This window comes from Acetobacter sp. A11-2, assembly GCF_040208445.1.
Classification (GTDB): Bacteria; Pseudomonadota; Alphaproteobacteria; order Acetobacterales; family Acetobacteraceae; genus Acetobacter; species Acetobacter oryzoeni.
Genome location: NZ_CP157843.1, coordinates 2838242 through 2859421 on the forward strand (window position 1 = coordinate 2838242; position 21180 = coordinate 2859421).

General features: G+C 55.8%; 25 protein-coding genes. 3 read left to right on the forward strand and 22 right to left on the reverse strand.

The genetic code is table 11. From position 1 onward, the window contains the following. The first annotated feature begins 207 nt into the window (after positions 1 to 207). The 3 genes from ABNV41_RS13880 to ABNV41_RS13890 all read left to right on the forward strand — a co-directional run bounded on the left by ABNV41_RS13880 (position 208) and on the right by ABNV41_RS13890 (position 2124). Entirely contained in the window at positions 208 to 1425 is a 1218-nt protein-coding gene (locus tag ABNV41_RS13880) for a transposase (protein ID WP_349934798.1), read from the forward strand. Between the two features lie 143 nt (positions 1426 to 1568). After that, complete coding sequence (locus ABNV41_RS13885) at positions 1569 to 1832, forward strand: BrnT family toxin (RefSeq protein WP_003631209.1); 264 nt, start codon at positions 1569 to 1571, stop codon at positions 1830 to 1832. After that, positions 1816 to 2124, forward strand: coding sequence for a BrnA antitoxin family protein (locus tag ABNV41_RS13890; protein ID WP_349934799.1), 309 nt, complete (start codon positions 1816 to 1818; stop codon positions 2122 to 2124). The genes ABNV41_RS13885 and ABNV41_RS13890 overlap by 17 nt, the downstream gene beginning before the upstream one ends. A 7-nt stretch (positions 2125 to 2131) precedes the next feature. Here ABNV41_RS13890 and ABNV41_RS13895 read toward each other — a convergent pair whose 3' ends face one another. From ABNV41_RS13895 to ABNV41_RS14000, 22 genes are all read right to left on the reverse strand, one after another. Next, positions 2132 to 2254, reverse strand: a complete 123-nt coding sequence (locus ABNV41_RS13895; protein ID WP_003631211.1) for a hypothetical protein — start codon at positions 2252 to 2254, stop codon at positions 2132 to 2134. Continuing rightward, positions 2251 to 2451 carry a hypothetical protein gene (locus ABNV41_RS13900; protein ID WP_349934800.1) on the reverse strand — a complete coding sequence of 67 codons (201 nt, stop codon included), beginning with the start codon at positions 2449 to 2451 and terminating at the stop codon, positions 2251 to 2253. Before ABNV41_RS13900 ends, ABNV41_RS13895 begins: the two co-directional genes overlap by 4 nt. Before the next feature lies 1 nt (position 2452). Continuing rightward, a complete protein-coding gene (locus ABNV41_RS13905; protein ID WP_064776282.1) occupies positions 2453 to 2833 on the reverse strand; it encodes a hypothetical protein in 381 nt (126 codons plus the stop codon). Positions 2834 to 2874: 41 nt separating this feature from the next. Then, positions 2875 to 3186, reverse strand: coding sequence for a hypothetical protein (locus ABNV41_RS13910; protein ID WP_019089526.1), 312 nt, complete (start codon positions 3184 to 3186; stop codon positions 2875 to 2877). Next, the gene (locus ABNV41_RS13915; protein WP_349934801.1) at positions 3179 to 3361 is read right to left on the reverse strand and encodes a hypothetical protein; all 183 of its coding nucleotides are present in this window, start codon (positions 3359 to 3361) and stop codon (positions 3179 to 3181) included. The genes ABNV41_RS13910 and ABNV41_RS13915 overlap by 8 nt, the downstream gene beginning before the upstream one ends. Continuing rightward, complete coding sequence (locus tag ABNV41_RS13920) at positions 3358 to 3915, reverse strand: lysozyme (protein ID WP_349934802.1); 558 nt, start codon at positions 3913 to 3915, stop codon at positions 3358 to 3360. The genes ABNV41_RS13915 and ABNV41_RS13920 overlap by 4 nt, the downstream gene beginning before the upstream one ends. Positions 3916 to 4125: 210 nt before the next feature. Beyond that, the gene (locus tag ABNV41_RS13925) at positions 4126 to 4437 is read right to left on the reverse strand and encodes a hypothetical protein (RefSeq protein WP_019089530.1); all 312 of its coding nucleotides are present in this window, start codon (positions 4435 to 4437) and stop codon (positions 4126 to 4128) included. Between the two features lie 27 nt (positions 4438 to 4464). Next, positions 4465 to 5298, reverse strand: coding sequence for a hypothetical protein (locus ABNV41_RS13930; protein WP_349934803.1), 834 nt, complete (start codon positions 5296 to 5298; stop codon positions 4465 to 4467). Then, positions 5274 to 6866, reverse strand: a complete 1593-nt coding sequence (locus tag ABNV41_RS13935; RefSeq protein ID WP_349934804.1) for a hypothetical protein — start codon at positions 6864 to 6866, stop codon at positions 5274 to 5276. The genes ABNV41_RS13930 and ABNV41_RS13935 overlap by 25 nt, the downstream gene beginning before the upstream one ends. A gap of 15 nt (positions 6867 to 6881) precedes the next feature. Further along, positions 6882 to 12428, reverse strand: coding sequence for a phage tail length tape measure family protein (locus ABNV41_RS13940; RefSeq protein WP_349934805.1), 5547 nt, complete (start codon positions 12426 to 12428; stop codon positions 6882 to 6884). Then, complete coding sequence (locus ABNV41_RS13945) at positions 12421 to 13152, reverse strand: hypothetical protein (RefSeq protein WP_349934806.1); 732 nt, start codon at positions 13150 to 13152, stop codon at positions 12421 to 12423. The genes ABNV41_RS13940 and ABNV41_RS13945 overlap by 8 nt, the downstream gene beginning before the upstream one ends. Positions 13153 to 13156: 4 nt before the next feature. Beyond that, a complete protein-coding gene (locus ABNV41_RS13950; protein ID WP_349934807.1) occupies positions 13157 to 13519 on the reverse strand; it encodes a hypothetical protein in 363 nt (120 codons plus the stop codon). A gap of 35 nt (positions 13520 to 13554) precedes the next feature. Continuing rightward, on the reverse strand, positions 13555 to 13989 hold the full coding sequence (locus ABNV41_RS13955; protein ID WP_050819256.1) for a hypothetical protein: 435 nt from the start codon (positions 13987 to 13989) through the stop codon (positions 13555 to 13557). A gap of 92 nt (positions 13990 to 14081) precedes the next feature. Further along, positions 14082 to 15392 carry a phage tail tube protein gene (locus ABNV41_RS13960; RefSeq protein WP_408871361.1) on the reverse strand — a complete coding sequence of 437 codons (1311 nt, stop codon included), beginning with the start codon at positions 15390 to 15392 and terminating at the stop codon, positions 14082 to 14084. Positions 15393 to 15434: 42 nt separating this feature from the next. Next, positions 15435 to 15881, reverse strand: a complete 447-nt coding sequence (locus tag ABNV41_RS13965) for a hypothetical protein (protein ID WP_349934809.1) — start codon at positions 15879 to 15881, stop codon at positions 15435 to 15437. Then, entirely contained in the window at positions 15878 to 16318 is a 441-nt protein-coding gene (locus ABNV41_RS13970) for a hypothetical protein (protein WP_349934810.1), read from the reverse strand. The genes ABNV41_RS13965 and ABNV41_RS13970 overlap by 4 nt, the downstream gene beginning before the upstream one ends. Beyond that, complete coding sequence (locus tag ABNV41_RS13975) at positions 16318 to 16641, reverse strand: hypothetical protein (protein WP_063353587.1); 324 nt, start codon at positions 16639 to 16641, stop codon at positions 16318 to 16320. The genes ABNV41_RS13970 and ABNV41_RS13975 overlap by 1 nt, the downstream gene beginning before the upstream one ends. Next, on the reverse strand, positions 16641 to 17315 hold the full coding sequence (locus ABNV41_RS13980) for a phage head-tail connector protein (RefSeq protein WP_349934811.1): 675 nt from the start codon (positions 17313 to 17315) through the stop codon (positions 16641 to 16643). The genes ABNV41_RS13975 and ABNV41_RS13980 overlap by 1 nt, the downstream gene beginning before the upstream one ends. A 39-nt stretch (positions 17316 to 17354) precedes the next feature. Then, a complete protein-coding gene (locus ABNV41_RS13985) occupies positions 17355 to 17588 on the reverse strand; it encodes a hypothetical protein (RefSeq protein WP_339077726.1) in 234 nt (77 codons plus the stop codon). A 1-nt stretch (position 17589) separates the two neighbouring features. Continuing rightward, the gene (locus ABNV41_RS13990) at positions 17590 to 18939 is read right to left on the reverse strand and encodes a phage major capsid protein (RefSeq protein ID WP_349934812.1); all 1350 of its coding nucleotides are present in this window, start codon (positions 18937 to 18939) and stop codon (positions 17590 to 17592) included. Next, a complete protein-coding gene (locus tag ABNV41_RS13995; RefSeq protein ID WP_035354387.1) occupies positions 18940 to 19899 on the reverse strand; it encodes a S49 family peptidase in 960 nt (319 codons plus the stop codon). Position 19900: 1 nt separating this feature from the next. Further along, complete coding sequence (locus tag ABNV41_RS14000) at positions 19901 to 21178, reverse strand: phage portal protein (RefSeq protein ID WP_349934813.1); 1278 nt, start codon at positions 21176 to 21178, stop codon at positions 19901 to 19903. Between the last annotated feature and the right edge of the window lie 2 nt (positions 21179 to 21180).

Below are 21180 nucleotides of genomic sequence, written 5' to 3' on the forward strand. Positions count from 1 at the left end.
GCGTTTATGCGCCCGTACCTTATATATAAGGTACGGTATCGTTATCTGATCATACTTGCGATATAGAGCTGATAGCCAAGAGCCTGTCCGCTACCTATGGCGGCTCTTGGTTTATCGTATCTGCCGTAAAACCCCGTCCTTCAGGGCGGGGATATAAGGCACTGTGACATTGACTGTTTTGTCTTTGATTTTCTACAATAGACAATAATGAAAATTCAGAAAGCACATGTTGTCCGTTTGTATCCGTCACTGACACAGGAAGAGTTTCTGTGCCAGATCGGAGGTGCGACACGCTTTCTGTGGAATCTGGCCTTGGAACAGCGCCAGACCTGGGGCCAGCGGCATGTCCTGAACAGGTTCAGTCAGTCGAAAGAACTGACGCAGTTGCGGTCTGAAGTGGACTGGCTCAAGGCTTGTCCGTCTCAGGTTCTGCAACAGGTCTTGAGTGACCTTGAAAAGGCCTTCCGGAATTTCTTTGCCCGCCGTGCAGGCTTCCCGAAATTTCGGAAGAAGTCGCGGGGAGATTCCTTCCGCTTTCCGGATGGAAAGAGCGCTCCGTATGAGCGCCTGACTCGCAATGGTGGCCGGTTGAAACTTCCCAAGCTTGGGTGGGTGCGATTCCGTGGCTGGCGGAGTATTCCGGGTGTTATCCGCAACGTCACGGTGCGCTGTGACGCAGGACAGTGGTATGCAGCGATCCAGTATGAGTATGATCTGCCAGAGCCGGAAAAGAAGATTCTCCCGGCAGTTGGGATCGACCGTGGCGTGGTTGCCACGGTTGCGGTTTCGGGTCAGGGCCGTGTCAAAGGCCCTGACGCCTATCGGAAGGCGATGAAGAAATTGCGGCGGGCACAGAGGGTTGTCGCCCGCCGCAAGAAGGAGTCGCAGAACCGCCGGAAGTCTGTTTTGCGTGTCGCCCGGTTGCACCGCACAGTGCGCCGGGTCAGGGCGGATTTTCTGCATAAGGTTTCTCACTCTCTTGCCGAGAATCAAGGCACGCTGGTGTTTGAAAATCTGAAGATCCGCAACATGGTGCGGTCTGCTTCCGGTACGGTTGCAGAACCGGGCCGCAATGTCCGGCAGAAGTCTGGGCTGAACCGCAGTATTCTCGACCAAGGTTGGGGTATGCTCCGCCAGTTTTGCGGTTACAAGACTGCGGAGCGTGGCGGACAGTGTCTGGATGTCTCTCCGCGAAACACAAGCCGGGAGTGCCGCAAGTGCGGCCACACTGCGGCTGAGAACCGGGTCAGTCAGAGCCGGTTCGTGTGTGTTCGCTGCGGTCATGCAGAGAATGCCGATGACAATGCATCGGCGGTTATTGTGAAACGGGCCGTGGACAGCGGCCTGCTGCCTGTGGAGGCGTTGCGCCAGCACGCCCTCGAAGCAGGAATCTCAGTTGGATCTTTGCTGGCATCGCGCCAGTGAGAAACAACAGAATCCCAGTCCTTCAGGGCGGGGAGAATGTCAAAATTACTGCCTCCATAAATAGTTGGGCAGCCCCCTTAAATTAGGTAAAATATATATACAATTTGCTTGTCATAAATCATCTATTTGTATATACAATTTACATGAGATACGATTGGGACGAAGCAAAGCGCCAGAGCAACATCGCCAAGCATGGCGTTGATTTTTCTGCTGCTGAAAACTTCGAGTGGGATATGGCGCTCGTCATGACAAGCCGCAGCGCAAATGAGCCCCGCCTCATTGCCGTTGCCCCAATCAATCTCCGCCTGCATGTGCTGGTTTTCAGCATTGAAACACGTATCGTCCGCATCATCAGCCTGCGAAAGGCCAACAAACGGGAGGCAAAGCTCTATGCCGCGCAAACCTGAATTTATCATACCTACGGATGAGGAAGATGCCCTGATCAATCGGGGTATATCTCTGGATGCAGATAGCCCGGAGTTGACTGCTGAGGATTTCTTCAATGCCAAACCCGCATCCGTAGCCGTGCCAGAACTAGCAGCGCAGCGCAGGGTGCGCGGGCCACAAAAAGCACCTACCAAAAGGCTGGTATCTATCCGGCTTGATCCTGATTTGATTGACAGGCTGAAGCAGGATGGCCCCGGTTGGCAGCGCAGAGTTAACGATATGTTGCGGCAAGCTGTTGGTATGACTAGATAATTTTTCCCTAACTATTCCGCCAAAAATCCGACCGCACCACCAGCGCGTGCCAGCCTACAACAAAGATAATGGTGGCGAGGAAAACTCCCCCGCCACCAACAATCATGCCGCACTCAAAATCCGGCGTCATGCGGACTGGATGGCCGCGTTATCGGCCTTACACTTGGCAAAGATGGCTTCAATATCCGCCACACTCGGCCCGGTCTTGCTCTTGGATTGCTCCAGGGCTTCCTTGACCGTTTCATACACTTCCGGCCCGTATTTCTCGGCCAGACCGGCCACGGTGCCCACTACGCCCAAGATGGCGCTGACTTCTGTTGCTTTCATGTTATTTGCTCCCGCCAAGAGCTGCGCAGGCATCCGGCGTGGTGCCGGTTTTCAGGCCTGCCCAGCAGGTTTCGAATGAAAGAAAATCGGTCTGGAGTGCGTTCACACCTGTCTGGGTGATGCTGTTGCCGTTCTCAATGGAGGTTTCCAGAGACGAAATTTCATTGAACACGGTCTGGCTTGCCCGCTTGGCAATATCCTTTTGCGTATCCGTCAGGACGATGCCCGGCACGTTGCCTTTAATGGCATCAGGAATCGGCTGCGCCAGAACGTGGTAGGAACTGTCCACATCGAAAACGGTCTGGTTCAGCTTGGCCTGCGGTGTTGCGCCACAGGCGGCCAGAAGGGGCAGCAGCCCCAATGCAAGGAATGCTTTTTTCATTTCGGATCGTCTTTCTCAGATGAAGATGAGAAGGCTAACTTTCAGTTAGCCTTTGGCTCTGATGGCGTGGCCGCAGCCTTTGTGCGCATCAGAATGGCTGCGTTGGCGGCTTGGCCCCAGTTGGCAGCAAAAACGTTCAGAACCCGGTAAACCGGCCACAGCTTGGAACCGGCAGGCGGTGCTGGGATCTGTGTTGCCATAAACCCCAGAATGGCTGCTGCGCTCAGGCCAATTTCCACCCAATGGGCATATGGCTGGGGAAGCTGCGTGAGAGCCACAAGTAAGGTGCTGGCAATGCCACCGGCCTTTGCCGTTTGGACAAGGGCGGTTTTGGCTGTTGGTGTATCAGCCATGGCCAGCGCCACGCAGGCTCACGGGCAGCGTGTTGATGATATCCACGCGCTCGATGACGATGTTTTCTTCATTTAGCCGAAAGCCGCTTTGCCGCAGGCGCTGGGCCAAACGGTCGAACAGCAGATCTGCCAGGCAATCCAGTTCATGCCGGGACAGAGGATCTCGCTCACTCATGCGTTTTCCTTCACGCGGTCGATTTCCGCCGCGTTGAGTTGATCTGTGGAAGTAGGGGAGGGTGCAGGCGCTGCTGGCTGCGGATCACACGGATTAACCCCGCTCCAGAGCAGCCATTCCGCATGACGCCGTGCCGTCAGGCCGGGCACCGTAATCAGCTGGCCGTTGCGGTGCATGTGGTTCCACAGCAGGAGCTGATCACTGGCCGCAATATCTTGGCCCGCGTTCAGATATTTCAGCAGTGTGGAACCTGCCAGCGCTGCTGTTCCCAGATTATACTGGAAATCCAGCAGCGCACCTTCTCGGTTTGGCGAAAGCTGCGTGCGCACCAACTGGCGCAGCTTTACCCGCAGGCCTGCCAACGTAAAAACCAACAGGGCTTCGGCCTGCTGCTGCGTAATGGGCGCAGTTTTGGCAGTTACGGCGGCCCCGTTGGCCAGGGCACGATTGCCATAACCAATAGACCAGTAACCTGCCGGGCAAACATAAGGATGCAGGCGCAGGCCTTCGAACTTGCGGCACAGGCATGCCGCCAGTTGGATGGAATCATTCATCTGTTTTTCCGGATACAAAAAAGGCCGCTCAATGGCGGCCGGAGTGGACGAGTTTGCAGACTGTATGGCTGAATTTAGTCCACTAGAGCGCAAAACCCTCAGACAACAGCCATTTGGAATGGCTTCATATATGGGCGTGTTTCAGTTTTTCAGAGTTTTTCAGAACTGTTCAGAACTGAATACTTCTGCATTGACAAACCGCGCAGTCAGCTAGGGATGGCTGAACAGGTGATAAAGCGCCGCGGCCAGCGTTGCGATGCCGGTTGGCCCCAGCATACTGGCAACCCACATGGTCAGGCGCGTGGCACCGGCGCGTTCGGCATCATCAATCGCCATTTTGTCGATCTTGGATAAAATCAGCGTATCCCGCTTTTCCAGCGCATCCGTGCGTGCCGCCAGGGCAACGCGGGCATCGCGCTCTTCTCGCTGATCCTTTTTCACCTCACTGAGATCTCCTTGCATGGTGTCGAGTTTCGCCAGGACGGTGCGCAGATCTGCACCATCGTTTTCTGCTGTGGGCATAATGTGTCCTGATACAAAAAAAGCGGCCTAAAGCCGCTCGGTAATGGTGAAGCTGGTCTGCTGCCGCAGGGCAGCGCCATAGGGGTTGCTCAGATCTCCGCGCTGGATGCGTCCAAACAGGCTGCGCAGGTTCAGCGTGGGGGCATCGGCATCCGGATCAGGCACAAACAGCACATTGGTGCCAGATGCGCCCAGCAGCAGGATCTGCTCCAGCACCGGCACGTCCGCCAGATCCAGAGATTCGTGATCCACCACAGCCTTGCGCCGCATCCATGCCGGCGTGACAAACTCGGCCCCGCTCATGCCGGTATTCACCGTCACGGAACTATCCAGCCCGGTGGTGCTCTTGGTGCTCATGTTGCGCACTGGCTGCCAGACCGGCCCGATATAGGCCAGAGACAAGGAAATATAGCTTTCCGATGCGCTGCCATTGCTGGTGACGGTGATCTTGACCGTATCGGCCTGAATGTCCTGCGGTGCCACATGCACCATCTGCACCGGGCCAACGCCGCCCAGCGTGGCAAAGCTGCCAGAGGCGGAATACACCGTATTGCCGCCAGAACTGGCCACAAGCTGCCACGTTGCGGCTTGGCCAAGGTTGGAGCGCCCCACAAAGAAGGCCCGCATGGTCTGGGCACCATTCCATTGCGCCTGAAACCATGCGGTTCTGTTGCTATCCCCAACAGACCAGAACGCCGCCGTGGTGTTGCCCTGGTCTGTAGCCAGCTGATTGGGTGAGAAATCCTTGGCGGCCGAAACGCCTGCATAGAAGGACGCCGAGCCACTAAGGCTAGCGATCTTGACCAGATTATTCAGGCCGAACGCACAATTCTGCATCAGACCAGCACCGTCAGCACGCACTGGCCTGCGCTGGAGCCACGCCAGCTTTCACCCACAACCAGACCGCCCAGACCATCGCGCAGGCCGTCCACATTGGCAAACAGCACAATCTCGTCCCCCATTTCAAAATCAAACAGGCGTTCAAACGGCAGCGTGACGTAAAACACGCGCCGGTCTGCCACCGTCCACAGGTTGCTGATGACATCCGCCACCACCTGCGCTCCGGCCTGCGTGCGCAGGCTTGTCAGCACTTCGGGCGGGCTGACCACTTCCACCGTTGGGCTATCCGTGCCCACAGTGACAGCACTGCGCTGCGTGCGCAGGGTGGACAGAAACGCCTTCGGGCTGAGCGTGCTGGTGCTCATCACCGTGTAATTGCGGCTATAGGTGCAACGCCCGCAGGTGAGAGGCAGCGCCAGTTCGGACGGCAGATCTGTTTCCTTGATGTCAATCACCTCATCAGGCAGCACCGCCAGCTTTTCCCATTGTTGCGGCACCAGCTGCAAAAAACTGTCTGTAATGCCGATCAGCTTCAGCGTGCCGTCCCGCGCAACAGCCAGCTTGCGCATACTTCCCTGCAACAGGGCGGTGATCATGTCATTCCCGGTATAGCTGTCAGAGCCATCCCAGAACGCGCCGGCCGCACTATCCACCTTGCCGAACGGATCCGCCCATGTGCTGGAAATGGATGCCGCCGGAATGCCGATATCCTGCACCAGCACCTGCCGCACGATATCCGGCAGGCTGGACACATACGTGCCATCAGGCATCACGCCAGTGGCCCAGCAGGTAATGGCATAAACCGGCGTGCCACCCAGCCGGAAAAACGCGCCCCGGCTGGAGCTTTCCACCACATAGGTGCCAGCGGCCGGATCTGCGGTGGTGATATCACTGACCATGCCGGCATATGACCAGCTGCCATCTGTGGATGTGGCAGACCAGCTGCCCAGCACACCGCCTTCCAGCACGGTCAGATCCGGCTGGTTTCCCTGCGTGCCCATCCAGAATGGCCCATCAGAGACCTGATAGATCTGATTGACGGTATCCACACAGACCGGCGTGATATTGAAGGCATAACCCCGCAGGCGCGGCTTTACCCGGCCTGTCAGGTCTGATCCACCTTCCACGCCGCCAGTGCCAGCATAGGTTGCCAATGGCAACTGGCGCGAGAGCACGGCAGGCCCCGAAAGTGTCAGCGTGCCTTGCGTGGCCCCGGTGCGCCATGCCGTGGCGGAGCCGGTGAACAGAGGCTGGCACGCAGAGAGTGCCGGATCTGACCACCAGCCGCGTGCCATGTCATAGCTGCGCAGGCCGGTCAGGATGGACAGATCTCCGGTGTGGTTGCGCACGTTCATGCTATCAGCCACACCATCGGACAGATTGACCGTAAGCTGTCCGAACGATTGCGTCATGCTGCTACCGGAAATTGAAATATCCAGTTCCCTGTCCACGTCAGGAAGGCTGGCCAGAATGGGCGGATATTTCGTGCCGGTGGCAACATCCACATACCCGCCAGAAGACAGGCATGTGGTCGTGCGGGAAGCCGCAGGCCCGAAAGCCAGCGTCCCCAGAAAACAGCGTTGCTGCATTGTGATGATATCCCGTTAGGCTGCGGCGTCTTTTTGCGCCTGAAAGCGTGTTTCCTGCAGCTGTGCCACAGACGTTTTGAGAAGATCCTGCAAAAGCGATGCCAATGTTTGCAGCCCATCGGATTGCTCTTGCTGGATCTTGTTCAGAACATCGGTCTGCACCTTGGTCAGATCCATACCGCCCAGTGCCTTGACGATGGTTTGCACCATATTGAAATCAGACACATAGGCTGCTCCGCCACCATTGAATTTCTGAGACAGAGACAGGAAGGTTTGCATGTCAGTCTGGAGCGCAGACAAGGCGTCATAATTTCCACCCAAAGCAGCCTGATAATCCGTATGTAGATTATCGTTAGCCGCCTTGTACTGATCCGCCACCGATAAAGGTGACGCATCAGATGTGATTAGACCTTTCTCATAGGTATCCAGACTGTCAAAAACAGACTCCAGCTTCTCATTTGCTTCAGACTGATATTCCTTCTGGATCTGCAACCGCTCGGCATTCTGGGTTTTCTCCAGATCTGTCAACTGCTGCTGATAGGTGACGTTATCGGCAAAGCTGTCACCCAGAAAGCTGCGCCAGTTATCCTGTAGCTGCTGGATTTCCTGTGCTGCACTCACCTGCTGATTGAGCAGATCTGCGCCTTCCTGATCACCCGTGGCAGACAGATAACGCGCCTGCACGGACTGATCAGATTGCGAAAGCGTGGTCTGCTCATTGGCAATCATCATGGCCGCAATGGCATTGCCCTTATCCAGCAATGCCTGGGCATCCAGACCGTAGGATGCTGCCGTGTTGGCGGCGTCCTGGTATTTCTGCTTCAGATCATCCACCTGCTGCATCAGGCTTTCGGAACCGGATGCCGTAACATCCAGAAGCCCTGGCATTGTGGTGCCCACAAACTCCTCAATGGCCTCAAACTTGCTTTGCAGGTCATCTACGGAATAGGTACCACCATCCAGCGTTGAAAGCGCTTTGGCCATATCTCCCGTGTAGCCGGTGAAATGATCCACCGTGACATGGGAGCTATCATCAAACTTTGAGACAGACACTTTCATGCTGTCCAGCGCATCCGCCAGGGTTTTCAGGCTTTCCAGATCCTGCGTGAACGTGCCCACGCTATCGAAACTGGTCGGCATGAGCTGCTTCAGCTCCTGCTGCATGGTGGCGTCTGAACTGGTCAGATCCAGATCAGGCAGCAGATCTGTCAGGCTGTATGTTTTGGACTTCTTGCCTTTCTTAGACCAGCCAACCTTGCCAATGGTATCCGTGTTTGTGGCGGAAACCCCGGTATATCCAAACACATTGTTGATGTTGTCCAGATCACTCTGCAGGCCGGACGCCACGTTATCATTGCCGTGAATATGCTTGTACACATGGCCGCTGATATCCAGCATCCCATCGCTGCCTACGGAAACATACTGATAATCCTTCTTCCTTTTGGCAAAGAGCTGCGACAGAAGATTATAGGCCATATCACCAATGCCGAAGGCCGCACCCGCCATGCCCATGTAAGAGCCGATGGAGGAAACAGCACTACCAACGCTGCTGAAGATCCCGCTGCCATCAGCCGCCTTGCCAGAAAACAGGTTTTCCAGACCTGAAAACATGCCGCCACTTTTTGCGGCCGATCCGGCCGGGTTGCTGATCTGGTTTTTCACATTCAGGGCTTCCCATGGGGAATAGGCCCAGCCGGATGATGTGATGTCGTTCCCTTCACCATATCCAGACAGAATGCTGCTGGCACTGGAAGTATTGCTGCCTGCGCCAACTTTGCCAAACAGATTGCCCAGATCTGCCAGTGTGGTGCGCGTGCCGCCATCAATGCTGTTGAGCAGCGGATTGATAAGGGCAAAGCGTGCAATCACGCTGGCAACCGATGCTTCCACACCCTGCAACATGCTTTTGAAAGACATGCCTGCCGATGTGCCTTGCACAAAGCCCTGCACCACGCCATCGGACAGCTGATCCGCCATATCGCTGATGGAGCCGGTGAAATCATCCATAACCTGCTGCTGATGCTGGTATTCCACCGTGGCATCAGACAGGGCATCCGTGCTGGATAGCAAGTTTTGCGCATACTTATCCGTTAGCGGGATGCCTTGCCGGTAGAGCTGCTGTTCAACCTCCATATGTGCCACCAGCTTCTGGCGTGCATCATCATTGGAGCCAATCAGGGATGTTTCAGTTTGCAAGATAGCAACCTGATCATTGTTCTGATTGGTCTGCCCGATCATCTGGGTGTTCTGCTGGGCAACCGTCAGGGCCTTGGCGGCACTGATGCGCTCCTGCATGGCCTGCACAAACTGCGGCGTGCCTTTCTGGAAGCTATTTTCTGCATCCGTATAGGCAGACACATAAGAAGCCGCATCCTGTGCAGACATGCTGCCATCTGCATAGGCCGCATTAGCCTTATCCAGCGCCTGTGTTTGATCTGACATGGCAGACGTGCTGGCATGCCACGCATCAGCCAGAATGGATTGCTCACGCGCCTGCGCTGCCAAGATCTGAGCTGCAGACGCATGCGCCCCATTCAACGAAAGCTGTGCTTGATCCACTTCCTGCGCCACGCTGACCATCTGCCGGTCATAACCCGTTAAGGCAGATGCACTTTGCGCGGCCAACGTTTGCGAATGATCCACTTCCTGCAAGGGATCACGCAGATTGGCGAGAGAGGCCTTGGTGCTGTCAATCTGGGCATTGATGATTTTGGTTTGGCTCGCCCATTGCTCATCGCTGATTTTGTTAGCTTGATGCTGTTTATTCAGATTGCTCAGAGCAGTGTATTCGCCCTGCAATGAGCGGGTTAAATCATCCTGCTGCCCAGCAACGCTTGGATCACCCTTTGATACCTGAGACGAAACAGACTGATCCATCCGGGCACTTTCAACAGCACCGTATGCATTGCCCCCCGTAACCTTGGTGACATAATCAGATGTTTCCTTGGGGATAGTTGTGCGCTTGCCGCTGATATATTCATCCAGCGCCGTTTCACCCCAATTATAGGCCATCGCTACAAGATTTTGGTTATGGCCGTATTTGTCATACAGATGCACCAGATATTCCGCACTGGCAGAAACATTGCCGTGCAGATCTGTCAGATCATTCCCGGCTGCGTTGTCTTGCTTCACCTGCATGGCGCCAATGGCACCTGCACTGGAGCGCACCACTTGGCCGTTCAGGTATTGGCCCGTGCTGCTTTCTGCAGGTGCAATAGCGTGCATCAGACTGGTGATATCACCATTCAGGTGCTGTTCCTGCGCCACCTGATCAATCATGCTCTGCACGGACTTGATGCCGCCATCTGCCTGCACATGCGTGGCAGATGTTGCCGGATTGCTGGGCATGGAGAACGTAGGATCTGCCGTGTTGCCCTGTGCCATGAGCTTTTGCACGCTGGCAGGCATCAGGCTTTCGATCTTGCCTTCCAGCCAGCTAAAGCCGCTAGATGATCCAGATTTGATGCTACTCCAGACGGTAGAGAGTTCATCCGGAAGCTGTTTCAGCAGCTTGACCAGATCCGTCAGACTGTTGATTCCCGATGTAGCCATGGAGACGAACAGATCTCCAATGCTACGCGCCTCAGATGCCATGGCGCTGTAATCGCTGCCCATTTCATCCTTCAGGCTGCGCCATGCTGCCTGAAATGGCGTTAATCCCTGATCGGCAGCCCCATGAATGGCGCTTTCCAGCTTCTGGATCACTAGAGAAACGGCATCAGCCTGCTGCCCCATCTGCACCATATGCTGCACGCTCAGCACCAGCCCAGCATTGAAGCCGGGCAAATGCTGATCCGCCAGCGCCTGTGCTTCCTTGGCAGGATCTTCCAGTGCTGCTGCCAATGTTTTGGCGGCATCTGGTACCGTGGTGTTCATAACGGCAGCCAGATCCCGGCTGTCTGCTGTCAGACGCTGGATCTGGCTGGCATCCACCGTAGGCACAGCCGCAATGGTCTGCACCGTGCTGCGGCTGTCTGAGAGCGAGATATCATCATACTGATCATGCAGTGCACGGGCAGCATTTTCAGCAGATGTGGCCATATCATTGTAATCAGCCCGCGTGGCACGCAGATGGGTGGAAAGTTGCGCAAGGCTTTCCTGTTCGCTTTCCGCATACTTGCCTACGCCAAGAATGGCCGCACCGGCAGCACCTGCAGCCACGACAAGGCCAGCCGGCCCAGTCAATCCGCCTATCACGCGTGTCAGCGCACCATCCAGACCGCCCATCACCTGCACCATATTGGGCACCTGATAGAACGCGGCCTGCAAGGGGCTGCCACCAGCGATTACCTGATCGAAAAACTTATGGGTTTCATCAACCAGAATACCCATTTCGAATGAGGTCAGCTTGACCGCAGCAGCATTGCCGCCAAAAGCAGCTTTCTGGCGGTTCAGGCCTTCCGTAGCTTTGCCCACATAGGCATCATATTCTTGCTGGTTAATGATGCCGGTTGCCAACGCGCTATCAGCTTCTGTCACAGCTTTTGCATAATCGCGTTCAGCTGCTGCCAGTGGCACAATCTTGGCCCGAATGGCATCGGCATCTGCAAACGCGCCAGTGACATCTTCCAGACGGGATGCGCTCTGATCATTGCTGGGCAGGCTGATGCCCAGATTGCTGTTGAGGTTGCTCTGGTAGGAGCTGGCAATGCTGGACAGAGCACCATCAGAGGCACGTTGCATGGCGGCATAATCTGCCGTGATATCCTGCACGCCCTTGCGGTATCCATTTAGGGAAAGCAGGTTATTTTCAAAGGCAGACCGCAGCTCGCGCAGGGACATGACTTCTGCCATTTCAGCGGCAGAGAGCTTTTCCAGAACAGCAGACGCACTGGAACCATCCTCACCCATTTTGGTGAAGGTTTCTGCCGTAGCAGTCTGTTCCAGACGCAGCTTTGCTTCCTGCTGCACCAAGGCATCAATCTTTTCGCGCTGGGCATCCAGAACGCGCGTAACATCTTCCGGACTGGTGCTGCCGCTTCCGATGGCCTCAACGCCACGGGCATCCAGCCGGTCATACTCATCCTGTGCCAGCCGGATCTGGCGCTGGATCTTGGAAATGCTGTCACCCGTCCGCGCAGCCGAGTTTTGCCAGGTCTTATCCGCGCTGGTGGCGCTACGGGTGATAACCGTCACCAGATCTTCAGCAGATTTGGTGGCATCGCTCAGGCTGTCTTTGAATGACGTGCCAATTTTGTCCGCAGCTGTAACCGTATCTTCGGCAGCTTCACCAACACCGGACAGGGCTTTTTCTGTATTACCCGCACCCAGCTGCACATCGTGGGTGATCTGATCTACACTATCCTTCAGACGCCCCGCACTGGTTTCCAGCTTTCCGGTGCCGGATATAACGGCTTCAACAGTGTTGTTTGCAGCAGATCCGGCAGTCTCCAGACCTTCCTGAAATGCTTCCCCAATGCGCTTGCCGCTTTCTGCCAGCGCGTCAGATTTATCCTGTAGCGCATCTATGCGTGCACCAGCGGCTTCCGTGGGCTGTGCAGTCTGATCATCCACCACAAAACGGGTGATGACTTCATTGATAACCTCAGAAACTTTAGCCATTGGAAGGCTCCGTCAGCACAAGAGCAGGATACGTCATGACTTGCCCGGCCTGCCGATCCTTGCGGTTGCTCCGGCGTGGCTTACGCAGACGTTCAAACCCGCTTTTCTTGGAAAATGTCAGGCCGCTTTCAATTCCCTGCGCCTTCAGGATGTATGGCAGGTGTTCGCCACGGGCATCGCGCCCATCTGACAAGGACAGGAATTTGCGGGCAATTTTGAGTGTGGGATATTGTTTCATGGCCGCTTGCCGTGCGGCCTCCACTATTCCAGGCGGCACACTGGTCATCTGCCCACCCGTATCAATCTTGCGGGCATAGGGCATGGTATTCACGATTTCCACCGTGCTGCCTGGCTGAATGGTGGCGGCCGGACGTGTCCACCACTCTCCATTCACACGCACCGCCCAACTGTCACGATAGGCCCCGCTGTGCACTGGCGAATGCGTCTGGCAATACTCCAGGGCAAACGCTACGGCCTGCGCCAGATAGGAAAACACGTAGCGGACAATGCCACCATCCAGATTGACGCTTTCTTCATCAGCTCCCACATGCCCATCCACAGCTGTGCGGAATGTGCTGGAGGCACGCCCGGATGCAATCAGTTCATCACGATTGGCACGGCAGGCATCAGCAGCTGCTTTATGGAGAGCAGCAGATGATAGACTTGCACGCGCAGAGACAATGATCTGTTTGCGCAGAACGTCTGCCATACGTGCCCGTGCCATGATGCTATCTTTTCCTGAACGTGTGTTGCAGATCTTCCGTGATCTGTTGGTTGCGGATCTGGAGAAAAAACTGATCCATTGATTTGACGAGATGGAACGTGAAGTCTGTTTCCGCCGCGCTCAGCCGGCGCATCTGACACCAGCGCAGGATCTCGGCATCAGCCAGTGGCTGCGGATAGGCGATATTACGGATGGCCCCCATACCTGCGCCAAAACCCTCTGGCCGATGCAGGCGCGTGCCAGCCACGCCATGCCAGCACCGCCAGGGCAGCATGTTGGCGGGCTCCGGATCAACTTTCCGCAGCCACGCATCGCATGCCTCCCAATCCTGCGCTGGCGGTGGCAGCACGCCGCAACGCCCTGCCATTGGCCCATCCACCAGATGCCAACGCAGGGCGGCGATCAGTTTCCCTCAGCGGCCTGAAGCTGTTCCTTGGTCGCACGGCCTACAGAAGCCGCAGCCTGCAATGCCAGAGCAAGCAACGCCCGGTTTTCGCGGTGCGTGATCATTTCCTTGAAGGTGGCGATATCAATCGGGGTGCCATCATCGTTTTCCAGACCCTGCACATCAATCAGGCACTTTTCGCTCAGCGCCTGCGCCTGACACGCATCATCCATGGAAGGTGGCAGGTTGTTGGGATCTACCGGCACATCCGTTGCAGACAGGCCGGTGTTGTAACGGATGGCAGCAGCACGGCGCAGAGCCCACAGACGGTCTGCATAATCTGCTGTCATGCCCTTGGTGATGATAGTGAACTGGTCTGTCACGCCAACGGTAACGGGTGTGCCCTCAGCGATTGCAGCAGCGTTGCGGGTAAATGCAGAAATTTTGGCCATTGTGTAAAACCCTGTGAGTTGTGGGTACGAATGAAAAAGGGCCGGACTATTATGCCGACCCTTTGCGAAACTGCTTTGGTGAAAAGGAACGATCAGGAGCCGGTAGGCGTAACGCCCGTCAGGCGCATGATGGCAAACGTGCCACCGCCCGTTGCCGGATTGCCTGCAATATCAAACGATGCCTTTACGGTCTGATTGGTTTGCGAACTGTTCACCTTGCCGTTCCGCAATGCCGCATTCAGGAAGATGAAGGCGTAACCGTTGCCTGCATCATCAACTGTTTTAACAATGATGGTGCCCTGTGTGCCTGCCAGCGCCGCGTTGTATTCATCCCAACTGCGGAAATAGAATTCGAGGCTCCCAGATGCAGTAAACTGCCCTGAACGTACGCCGCAGGCATCTGCGTGGCCCATGCCGTAATCATTGGCGGAGCCATCACGCGCCAGTGTGCAGGTAAACTGAGTCAGGCAGCCCTGTGGAGACTTTCCAAAAACGGTAGCGCCTAGGAAATTGTTGACCGAGTTATGCACCACGCCAGATGGCGCAGGCAGAACAGAAGCCGCAATATCCGTGGTGGACTGCACTTCATTCGCGCTGGTGGCATCAATGCTAACAGTACCAAACTGCGCCTGCTGCAACTGGAACTGCACCTGCGTAATCAGGCTGCCCGGATACATCAGGAACTGCCCAAGCAGTTTTTTGCGAATGGTAAACGTTTTATCCAGATTACCGTTCAACAGGCTGGGAATGAAATACGTGCTGTTTGCCCCAAGATGTATCGAGCCAGTGTCGGCCAATCCGTAGCACTGCTTCAATAGCGGGGCTGCGGAATTCAACACGCCGCTGCCAAAAACAAAAACCGCTGCATTGGGGACGGAAACGGTATCAATTTTGGTATATGGCACGCTGATCACAAAACCGCAGGATGGATCAGAAATGATCAGATTTCCTGTTGCAGGAAATTTTTTGGCGCTGGTCACGTCTGCTGTTTGCAAACAATCTACGCCATTCATAAATGTGCTATCAGAGGCATGCAGAACATCACCGCCTGGATTGCCCATTGAAACGGCATTGGCAGACCAATCAGCTCCCATGACGCCGGCAATCAGATCATCAAACGTGCCCGACGATAGCGCACCGGAAATGGTGCCGGATGCAGAAACCTGCGTGACGACATCCTGAGAAACTTCCTTGATGGAATTGATTTCTTCCGGACGTCCGGTTGTCTCTGCACGAGAAAAACTTTCCCCCGTAATGCGCAGCGCCTGATAGTTTCCGGTAGGTGGCGTGGCATAGGTGGATTCTAGCGCAAAATCCATGCGCGTATCATTGGTTTGCGCACCGGCGGCCAAACCTGCTGTGGCTCCAGTAAAAGCCATGATTACCTCAATAAAAAAGGCCACCCGAAGGCGGCCTACGTTGAAAGAATGGAGACAGGATCAGCGTTAGCTGGCAGGTGTTGCCGCGCTTTCTGTTTCACTGGAAGCAGGTGTTGCCTCAGTGCCAGATGTTGCCGGCGCTGCTACGGGTTTTTCATCCACCGGCATCAGGCCAAGGCGGAAACCCATATACTGCGACATGGACAAACACAGATTGGACGCATCGCACAGCGTAGAAACAAGCTGCTGCCCGTCTTCCACCCACGGTTGATCTGTGCCGCCAACTTGCGCCAGAACCGTATATGTTTTGCCTTTTTCGGCATCCGTTACGGGCGAGAAATCCGGCAGGCCGCGCACTTCATGATACAGCCACGCGCCATAGCGCAGGCCTGCACCAACGGTGGGTGCAATCAATGCCAGAGCAGCAGTGGTGCTTTCGGCTTCTACAGCAGCGCCGGAAAGCTGAAACTTTCCAGAATTGGCGGCAGTTTCGATAAGAGGAAAGAATTTCATGAGGTTTGTTCCGTAATATTCTGCCAGCGGTAATCCACCATCAGCGTGGCGACATACCAGTTACCTGTCTGGGCAAGAAAAGAGGGTGGCGTATAATTCTGGCCATCGTAAAACAGACCAGCTGGCCAGCGTTTATCCGGATCTACCGGCTGGGTGCGAAAGGCCGCTTCAAACGCATTCATGATGGACAACACGGTGGGCGTGTTCATCTTGCCCTGCGGTATCCAGAGCATGATGCAGATCTGCCCGCTTTCCTGTGCCTGCTTATCACCTAGTTCCAGACTTTCTATGCTGGCTGAAGCCAGATCCAGTGCTGCAAAGGCTTCCAGATTACTGGAAAAATCCCATGTCAGCGGATCTCCAATCGGCAGCCTCAGCTTTTCTGCCACGGCACTGGCGCGGGCGTAGGCATCATTCCAGACTATTTCCGAGGGCATTAGTCGCCTCCTGCTGCAATCAGCGTCCAGCCGCAGATGTTCGCCCCGTCATAAACGGGCGTGGCATCTGTCAGCGTGTAGGTTTTGGGGCCATCCTGAAGGTAGCATTGTGCCCGTGGCGTCACGTTGGCCGCATTCAGTTCATCCGCCAGCGTCTGGGCAATGAATGCCGCCTTGGGCATGCCGTCTGCCAGCTGTGAAGATTGCGGCGGCGGTGCATATGCACGCAACGTGACCGGATTGCTGCCATCCCGTGCCGTGAGCACCATCTGGCGGCCACTTCTGGCAAGCAGCCGTTTGCGGGTTTCGGTAATCTGGCCCATCAGACCATCCAATCGGCAGCGATGCCAAGCCGATCCAATGCACCAACTGCATCAGGCGTTAGCCCACCAATGGTAGGATCTAGTGTGCCATAAGATGCCGAGCCCACCCCTTGCGTGCTTTCTGATTTCAGAAGTGGGTCACGCCCAGCGGCGCAACTGAGCATCTGAATGGTGCTCAGGCAGCCAGAAGCCACAGAAGCGGGCAGGGTTTGCACCTGCAAGGCCAGGAGCGGGTTCTCTGGTGTAGGAATATCCATACCAGGCAGCAAAAAGCCCGCTATGTAGGTGATATCTACCACAACAGGCCTATGGAAAACCATTTGCCGTGGCGGCAGGAATGCAGATGCCATGATGCGTGCGTTCTTGCGGTCAACATCGCATTCATCCAGCGGGCCAGACCATGCCACCCCATCCACAGATGCAGATAGAATGGTGGCAACAGGCCCATTGGACAGATTGACGCCCGGAATGCGCCCACGCAGCGTCCAGCGTTCCCGATAGGTCTGGAGCGCCAACGGACGCCCCAGATAATCGGTAAAGCAGCCAGATGCAGCAGTGATAAGCTGCCCAAGCCGGGCATCTTGGCTGTCATCCGAGATCTGGAGATATGTTTTCACACTCTCCAGCGTTACCAGATCTGTTTTTTCGGCAGGTGTAATGACTGCAACTGTCATACTGCACCCCAAACAAAAACGGCCTCCATATGGAGACCGTTAGGATTTGCCATTTTCTGGCGTTTCTGGCTCATTTTCAGCCGGTTTTTCCTCATTTTGAGGTGTTTCCGGCTCTTTTTGGCCCGTTTCTTCCGGTTCAGGCACCGGCTTTGCAGTGCCTTTTTTGGCAGCCACGATGCCATCAGCCACGTTATCTGGAAACATGCCTACATCACCCTTGTTGTAAACGGCACCAATGCCGCCACAACGGTCTGTAAAGGTCACAATTTTCATTTTACTGCCCCGCAACTGCGCCAGGGAACCATGCAGCCCCCGTCAGCACCGCAATGGCGCTATCGTAACGCGTGTTCAGATCCACAGCCTCAATCACACGCACCAGCGTTTCATCATTCTGGAACGCAGAGCGCGTTTCTCCTGCGCCATCCACGTAAGATGCCTGTGTGCTGACGGCCAACGTGGTCTGGAAAGCATCACCGATCAGGATCTGGGCAAAGTCTGCAAAATACAGCTCAGATTCATTGCCGGCAGTGCCAAGGTTATCAGGCACAGAAGTGGTGCTGGCATAGGGGAAAGCGCCAATCCGACCATCTGCAATTTCAGGGAATGCCAGAGCGCCTGTGGCGGTTTGAAGCTGACTCAGGAATTCCACCAGGGTCGGGTTAATGATGTAACCCGGAGACTGCATGGGCACGTTATTCTTGGTGAGTGCCAGACGGAGTTTCCCAAGATCATTGCGCACATTCTGCACGTTTACTGTGGCATTTGCTGCAATGACATTGGCGGCATTAGCCAGGTAACGCAGACCAGCGGGCGCAAAATTGGAAGCTGCCCCGCGAATGAACTGCTGATCTTCCGCAATAGCCACAGAACGCGTGACGTCATTATTCACCAGATTGTCTGTCTGGATCGAATTGTAACGCAGCAGATCATTGGTGATCGGCACCAACGCCCCCAGTTTCTTGGCCTTCATTGCCACCATATCCACCTGCGGTGCTGATGTTGGCACGGGCGCGCGTTCACCCAGCCATTGGGCATTAGATGTGCCGGTTTGCTTACGGAAAGTCAGATTGCCATTTGGCATCGGCACCGAAACCGCACCCATTTTCCGAACAGCCACAGCAGGGCGCAGGGCCTCAATCAGATCTGTGGAATAATCGGTATTGACCAGGAAGCCACCCTGCACATCCACGGACTGTTCCATGTTGTCAGCCGCAGCGGCAGCGAAAGTGGAGCCCCACGTTTTTTCTGAAAAATCCAGAACAGCACGCATGCCGCCTTCACCACGGGTGGCAGCAACAGCCTGCACCAGACGGGAAAACTTGATGCCAGGAGCAAGCTTTTGCTCAGCCTGAGCCGGAACCGTAGAACGGCTACCGGGGTTCCCTGCAGGGAGAGGCGCAATCGGACGCGCAGCTGCTGCACGGCGGCGCTCCATGTCAGTTTCTCGCTCAATACTGGCTGTCAGGCGATCATCTTCTGCCCGCAACTGGTCATATGCCGCGGTTTGCTCTTCCGTCAGATCGCCAGTCTCATTGTTTGCTGATTCAGCCAGAATATTGTCCATTTCGGTATGCACTTCGGCCTGACGACTGCGGAGTGCTGTGATGCGGTCACGAACGGGCATTTACGCGTGTCCTTCTGCGAGTTTCCGGCGCGCTTCCAGATCCGCCATTGCAGCGGCGCGACGTGGAGCGGATTTTACCGGCGTTTTTGGAGGGTTTGCGGCACCAAGCTTGGCCAAGGTGGCCGAAAGCGTGCTGATACCATCGGCCATTCCGGCTGAAATGGCGCTGTTTGCCACCTTCATGCCGCCTTGGCCGAAATTCTGTTTTACGTTGTCCACCGATGTGTGGCGGCCCTGTGCGACAGCCTGGAGAAATACGGCCTCCAGATCATCCAGCACGGTGCGGATCTGCGCCTGATCATCATCGGATGTGACGTCCAACCGCTTGTTAGGGGCATTGGAGCTGACAATATCCACCTCCATCATGCCGTTTGCGTCTGGCTCCACCTGTTTTGCGCCAGACATAACCACACCGATGGAGCCAACCAGGGCTGTATTATCCATCAGGATGGTGGAACACTGGCTTGCCAGCCAATAGGCGGCAGATGCAGCCATACCGGGCACAAAGGCCGTGACAGGCTTGCTGGACGCCGCAATCTGGCTGGCCATGTCACTCACACCCGTTGTGACGCCTCCGGGGCTGTCAAACACCATAAGGATCTGCTTGACGTCCGCACTGGATAGCGCCGCCTGAAGATCTGCCGACAGGCTGCTGAGGTCTGTAGCACCTGAAAACTCTGTCAGCAGATTGGCACGCGGGAAAATCGGCCCCATGACAGGGATGGTGGCAACGCCCTGCTTGTTGAGCGTGACGTTGTTTGTGCCGTTCATGCGCTTGCCGGTATCAGCCACGGCTGAAAGCATCGTCTGATAGCGTTCTGCATGCCCATCAGCTCGTAGAACGTCCAGCACGGGGGTTTCCAGCGCACGGGCAGCAATGGCCTCAATAGCGCCTAGATGTGCGGGAAGAATCGCCCAGGGCTGTGCCCTGATCGCTTCCAGCGCATAATATCGTGTCATGTCAGTTTCCTGATTCTGTTCCGGCTGGGGTTTCGCCTGCCACACCGATATTGATTGGCCGCCACAGCTCAGATCCGACATCACCGCCTACGGGGTTCAGATCGAAATTACTGCGGGCCTCATCCGTGTTCATCACGCCCGCATTACGGAGAGCGGAAACACCCTGAGCGCGATCCAGAAAGCCACCTTTCAGCAGATCAGACGGATCATGCTTGAAAATGCAGCCTGTATCCGCAAAGGCATGCATGGCGCTATCCGCCACGCGTGCGAAATGCGGGCCAAGGTGATAGATCACGAATTCCAGAGACTGTTGCTCAATATTCCCGAACGTGGCTTTGGACAGCTCGAAAATCAGATGCGGCGGAACACCCCATGCACGCGCAATATCCAGCACCTGGGCAGTGCGTGTTTCCACCAGCTGCCCATCCTTGTTGTTCATGGGCATGTAGGTGGCTTTCAGACCGCTCCCCAGAACCGCTGGCGTGCCTGCATTCATGGGGCCAGAATAGAGCGACTGCCAATCCTCCTTGATGGCTTGACGCGACCCAGGGTCAATTGGTTTATCCGATGTCATGATGACTGGCGGCTGGCCATTATTGCGCCAGTAATTCTGCACATAGGTGGCCGTAGCGATGCTCTCGCCAAATGCCTCTTTCATGTAGGCGATAGGGCTAAGACCTTGCAGGCCGTTCCGGCTCATGCCGCTAACGTGCCAGATATCACGCGCCGCAAAGCGCCCGGATGAGCCATCGGGCAGGGTGGTATCATAAAACATGCTTTGCCCGGTTGCCCGCTCGAATGACTGCAACGGCAATGTGCCAAACGGATCAAGCCGCGTAAGTGCCACAGGCCGCATAAAGGCATCCCGCGAGACATACGCGTAGAAATTTCCGGCCATCAGCAGATCACTCATCAGGATTTCCCGAAAAGCGAAGCGGCTTTGCGCGTCATTTGGTCGCCCGTTCATCAGCTGATAGAGCGGATCATCCGTCAGCCGGTGCGTGCCGGTGCCATCGTGCCGGCAATAGTGCATCGGCACCATGGCAAACACGCCAGACAGGATGCGCAGGGCCTGCATGACGGCAGGCAGAGAAAGCGTGGTGCGCTCATTGACCAGCACGCCAGAGCGGGAAGGCCCACCCATTGGAAACGAAACCCACGGCCCACCTGCCTGAAAATTATCAGCAGGAGAGCTGACACCAGCTTCCGCATGAAGGCGAGGCTCCCGGCGTGCGGATACCGGCGGCCCAGATCCACGCAGGAAATCCAGAAGCCCCATTA

Excerpts from the sequence above, each read along its gene's own strand:
- ABNV41_RS13985 (WP_339077726.1), bottom strand. The coding sequence starts at position 17,588 with ATGAAAATTGTGACCTTTACAGACCGTTGTGGCGGCATTGGTGCCGTT.
- ABNV41_RS13995 (WP_035354387.1), bottom strand. The coding sequence starts at position 19,899 with ATGACACGATATTATGCGCTGGAAGCGATCAGGGCACAGCCCTGGGCG.
- ABNV41_RS13935 (WP_349934804.1), bottom strand. The coding sequence starts at position 6,866 with ATGCAGCAACGCTGTTTTCTGGGGACGCTGGCTTTCGGGCCTGCGGCT.
- ABNV41_RS13900 (WP_349934800.1), bottom strand. The coding sequence starts at position 2,451 with ATGAAAGCAACAGAAGTCAGCGCCATCTTGGGCGTAGTGGGCACCGTG.
- ABNV41_RS13915 (WP_349934801.1), bottom strand. The coding sequence starts at position 3,361 with ATGAGTGAGCGAGATCCTCTGTCCCGGCATGAACTGGATTGCCTGGCA.
- ABNV41_RS13975 (WP_063353587.1), bottom strand. The coding sequence starts at position 16,641 with ATGGGCCAGATTACCGAAACCCGCAAACGGCTGCTTGCCAGAAGTGGC.
- ABNV41_RS13980 (WP_349934811.1), bottom strand. The coding sequence starts at position 17,315 with ATGACAGTTGCAGTCATTACACCTGCCGAAAAAACAGATCTGGTAACG.
- ABNV41_RS13905 (WP_064776282.1), bottom strand. The coding sequence starts at position 2,833 with ATGAAAAAAGCATTCCTTGCATTGGGGCTGCTGCCCCTTCTGGCCGCC.
- ABNV41_RS13910 (WP_019089526.1), bottom strand. The coding sequence starts at position 3,186 with ATGGCTGATACACCAACAGCCAAAACCGCCCTTGTCCAAACGGCAAAG.
- ABNV41_RS13895 (WP_003631211.1), bottom strand. The coding sequence starts at position 2,254 with ATGACGCCGGATTTTGAGTGCGGCATGATTGTTGGTGGCGGGGGAGTT.
- ABNV41_RS13990 (WP_349934812.1), bottom strand. The coding sequence starts at position 18,939 with ATGCCCGTTCGTGACCGCATCACAGCACTCCGCAGTCGTCAGGCCGAA.
- ABNV41_RS14000 (WP_349934813.1), bottom strand. The coding sequence starts at position 21,178 with ATGGGGCTTCTGGATTTCCTGCGTGGATCTGGGCCGCCGGTATCCGCA.
- ABNV41_RS13965 (WP_349934809.1), bottom strand. The coding sequence starts at position 15,881 with ATGAAATTCTTTCCTCTTATCGAAACTGCCGCCAATTCTGGAAAGTTT.
- ABNV41_RS13950 (WP_349934807.1), bottom strand. The coding sequence starts at position 13,519 with ATGGCAGGGCGTTGCGGCGTGCTGCCACCGCCAGCGCAGGATTGGGAG.
- ABNV41_RS13885 (WP_003631209.1), top strand. The coding sequence starts at position 1,569 with ATGAGATACGATTGGGACGAAGCAAAGCGCCAGAGCAACATCGCCAAG.
- ABNV41_RS13970 (WP_349934810.1), bottom strand. The coding sequence starts at position 16,318 with ATGCCCTCGGAAATAGTCTGGAATGATGCCTACGCCCGCGCCAGTGCC.
- ABNV41_RS13940 (WP_349934805.1), bottom strand. The coding sequence starts at position 12,428 with ATGGCTAAAGTTTCTGAGGTTATCAATGAAGTCATCACCCGTTTTGTG.
- ABNV41_RS13920 (WP_349934802.1), bottom strand. The coding sequence starts at position 3,915 with ATGAATGATTCCATCCAACTGGCGGCATGCCTGTGCCGCAAGTTCGAA.
- ABNV41_RS13955 (WP_050819256.1), bottom strand. The coding sequence starts at position 13,989 with ATGGCCAAAATTTCTGCATTTACCCGCAACGCTGCTGCAATCGCTGAG.
- ABNV41_RS13945 (WP_349934806.1), bottom strand. The coding sequence starts at position 13,152 with ATGGCACGGGCACGTATGGCAGACGTTCTGCGCAAACAGATCATTGTC.
- ABNV41_RS13890 (WP_349934799.1), top strand. The coding sequence starts at position 1,816 with ATGCCGCGCAAACCTGAATTTATCATACCTACGGATGAGGAAGATGCC.
- ABNV41_RS13925 (WP_019089530.1), bottom strand. The coding sequence starts at position 4,437 with ATGCCCACAGCAGAAAACGATGGTGCAGATCTGCGCACCGTCCTGGCG.
- ABNV41_RS13880 (WP_349934798.1), top strand. The coding sequence starts at position 208 with ATGAAAATTCAGAAAGCACATGTTGTCCGTTTGTATCCGTCACTGACA.